The following is a 3,299-nucleotide window of genomic DNA, read 5'->3' as shown; positions in this document are numbered from 1 at the left end:
CGGGAGAGAGGTGGAGCGCGGCGCGCTCCCTCACGCCGTCTGGTCCCGCGGCACGGCCTCGATGACCGGGGTCGGCCGGTCGAGGATGCGGCGGCCGAACAGGCTCGCCACCAGCTCCACCAGCACCCGGGCGCTGCGCCCGCGCTCGTCGAGGAAGGGGTTGAGCTCCACCACGTCGAGGGAGCCGACGAGGCCGGAATCGTGGAGCATCTCCATGATCAGGTGCGCCTCCCGGAAGGTCGCGCCGCCCGGCACCGTGGTGCCGACGCCGGGCGCGATGCCGGGGTCGAGGAAGTCGATGTCGAGGCTGACATGCAGGTGCCCGCCCGCCGCCGCGACCCGCTCCAGCACGCGCCGCAGCGGCGCCACCACCCCGAACTCGTCGATGGCGCGCATGTCGGTGACGCCGACGCGGCGCGCCGTGACGAGGGCGCGCTCGCCCGCATCGATCGAGCGCAGGCCGAACAGGTGCAGGCGGCTCGGGTCGAGACGGGGGCGGGGGCCGTCCGGGAACAGCCCGTCGAAGCCGGGCTCGCCGCAGAGCGCGGCGAGCGGCATGCCGTGGATGTTGCCCGACGGCGAGGTCTCCGGCGTGTTGAAGTCGGCGTGCGCGTCGAGCCAGAGCACGTAGAGCGGCCGGCCGCCGCCCGCGCAGTGGCGAAGCGCCCCGTCCACCGTGCCGAGGGAGAGGCTGTGGTCGCCCCCCGTCACGACCGGCAGGGCGCCCCGGGCGAGGCTCTCGCCGACGCGCGCCGAGAGCACCCGCGTCCAGGCCGCGACGGCGGGCAGGCCGCGGGCGTCCGGGGCGCAGCCGGGCACCACGTCGCCGAGGTCGCCCACCGCGTGGCCGAGGTCGGCCAGCGCGCGCGCGAGGCCCGCGGTGCGCAGGGCCGCCGGGCCCATCAGGGCGCCGGGCTCGCTGGCGCCCACCTCGATCGGCGCGCCCATGAGCTCGATGCGGGCCGGTCCCATGGCTGCAGATCCTCGGGTCGGGTGCCGGACCGGACGTCCCGGGCCCCCCAGGGCCTATTTAGCTCGCGTCCTCCGCCGCGCGAAGGGCCGGGGCGCCGGGCGGCCCGGCACGGCGGGTGCCGGGAGCGGCGGAAGGGCGGCGGACGAGCGGCGGACGGGCGGCGGGAGCGCGAGGCGGCGCCGCGCCCGGCCGGGCGAGGATTCCGGAGACGCGGGTTCCGGACATGCAAAAGGGCCATCGCGCGGGACGGCCCTTCCATTCCGATCAAGCTGTCGTCCTCGGGCCCGCCCTCAGGTGCGCCGCGGCACGCGGTGGCTAGACGCCGACCCCTCCGCCGGGCCGCCGACGCGTCGTCGTGATCTCGAACACCATCACCATCACTCCTTCTTCGGCCCATATGGGCGCAGCCGGCCACGAGACAAGGTGACGATACGGACCGGGCCGCGAGCAGACCACCGAAAAGTCAATACCGCCTTTATCAGTCCACCAGGAGTTTTCAAGGCGCCGCCGCCTCCTCCGGCTCACGGGCGGCGGGCGCAGCGACGGCCGCTCTCCGCGACCACCAGAAGGCCACCCCGTTATGCGGCAGGAGGGGCCGCTCGATGCGCGCCGTGATCATCGTGTCCGAGCGGTAGAGGATCTCGATCGGGTCGGGATGGATCGCGTCGATATCCACCTCCAGGGTGTCCGGGAAGGTGATGCTGATGAACAGCCCGTCGCAGACATAGACGCTGCGCCACATCTCGCTGTCGACCACCAGCTTGTCGCGCGGATAGTCGCGCATCTTGACGATCTTCGAGTCGTCCTTGCCGATCTCGACGTCGAACTCGTACAGGTTGTAGATCTCGTCGCTCTTGCCCACCGGCTCGCGCGCCTTCATCTCCGACTGCGCGATCGCGATCCCGTCCACCGAGACCTCGATGTCGGGCTTCCTGTCCAGGACGGGCTGATGATCGGGTCCTTGCAGGCGCTCGACGAAGAAGCGGGCCGGGAAGACCACCCTGTCGCCCGTCAGGTTGACGACCTCCATGCTGGTCACCTGCTGGATCGTCACGACGTCGATGCCGCCGATCTGGCGCGGCTCGGCGGGGTCGGACAGCTTGTAGAAGACGTGCGTGTCCTTCCGGAAGAACTTCTCCTTCATCACCTTCTGGACGAGGAGCTTCCAGACCTCGCCCGGGAACTCGACGCCGAGGATCGTGGAGAAGAGATGCTCGTGCGTCTCCGAGAGGAACCTCCGGATCTCCTGGTTCTGCTCCCGGCGCTGGCGCTGCTCGATCGTGACGATCACGATGAACGCGACGAGGCAGGCGATGCCGATGTCCCGCGTGAAGTGGTGCCAGAACGAGTGATGGTCGATCCGGTAGGACCCGAGCACGAAGGCGGCACCCGTCGCGAACACGATCAGGTAGAGGCCCGAAGCCCTGATGAGATCCCTGACCCAGGTCATCGCCGGTTCGTGAGGCGGGCGGCCCCGCGCAGCCCGACGAGCCTAGACTAGCCAGAACTTCACGGGATTGAAGAACAGGCCGAGGCTCGTCGGACATCTCGTGATCATCGTGCCATTTCTGCAATAGATTGCCGGTTGAACATTCGCATCCTTCAACTCAAGGATATCGTCCGGCGCCGCCAAGGCGCTGCGCGGCGTCTCGCTGCGGTCGGAGCCGGGGCAGGTGACGGCCGTGCTCGGCCGCAACGGCGTCGGCAAGACTCCCTGATGCGGGCGACCGTCGTGCAGCAGCCGGTGGCGCGGGGCGCGATCCGGCTCGGCGGCCGCGCCATCGCGCGGCTCGCCCCCTGCGACCGGGCGCGGGCGGGCGTCGCCGACGTGCCGCAGGTCCGCGAGATCGTCCCGCCGCTCACCGTCCGGGAGAGGCTGGAGACGGGCTTCGCCCCCTGCCGGCGGGGCGACCGCTCCGTGCCGGGGGAGATCTACGACCTCTTCCCCGCGCTCAGGGACATGCCGCACCGGCGCGGCGGCGACCTCTCGGGCGGCCAGCAGCAGCTCGCCATCGGCCGGGCGCTGGTGACCCGCCCGCGCCTCCTCGTCCTCGACGAGCCGACCGAGGGCATCCCGCCCTCGATCGTCAAGGATATCGGCCGGGCGATCGCCTACCTGCGCGGCAAGGGCGAGATGGCGATCGTGCTGGCCGAGCAGTCTTTCGAGTGGGCCCGCGACCTCTGCGACGCCTACGCGGTGACGGACCGCGGCCAGGTGGTGGAGGCGGGCCCCCGCGCCGCGATGGTCGAGGCGGACGCGAGGACGTGGCTCTCGGTGTGAGACCCCCCGCCCGATCGTTCCACGTCCGCGCATGCGGAGCCGGCG

Annotated in this window: 2 protein-coding genes and 1 pseudogene; 1 reads left to right on the top strand and 2 read right to left on the bottom strand. The window is 71.6% G+C overall.

From position 1 onward, the window contains the following. Positions 1-30: 30 nt before the first annotated feature. Complete coding sequence (gene rocF, locus MOX02_RS22765) at positions 31-972, bottom strand: arginase (protein WP_147028121.1); 942 nt, start codon at positions 970-972, stop codon at positions 31-33. A 497-nt stretch (positions 973-1,469) separates the two neighbouring features. Beyond that, positions 1,470-2,423: a hypothetical protein gene (locus MOX02_RS22760; protein WP_147028120.1), complete on the bottom strand. Its 954-nt coding sequence runs from the start codon at positions 2,421-2,423 to the stop codon at positions 1,470-1,472. A gap of 163 nt (positions 2,424-2,586) precedes the next feature. Here MOX02_RS22760 and MOX02_RS22755 point away from each other — a divergent pair. Then, positions 2,587-3,254 (top strand): annotated as a pseudogene (locus MOX02_RS22755) (ATP-binding cassette domain-containing protein). Positions 3,255-3,299 lie beyond the last annotated feature (45 nt).

Source organism: Methylobacterium oxalidis (genome assembly GCF_007992195.1).
Classification (GTDB): domain Bacteria; phylum Pseudomonadota; class Alphaproteobacteria; order Rhizobiales; family Beijerinckiaceae; genus Methylobacterium; species Methylobacterium oxalidis.
The sequence above is the reverse complement of the archived record's forward strand: the minus strand, read 5'-3'. Positions and strand labels throughout refer to the sequence as shown.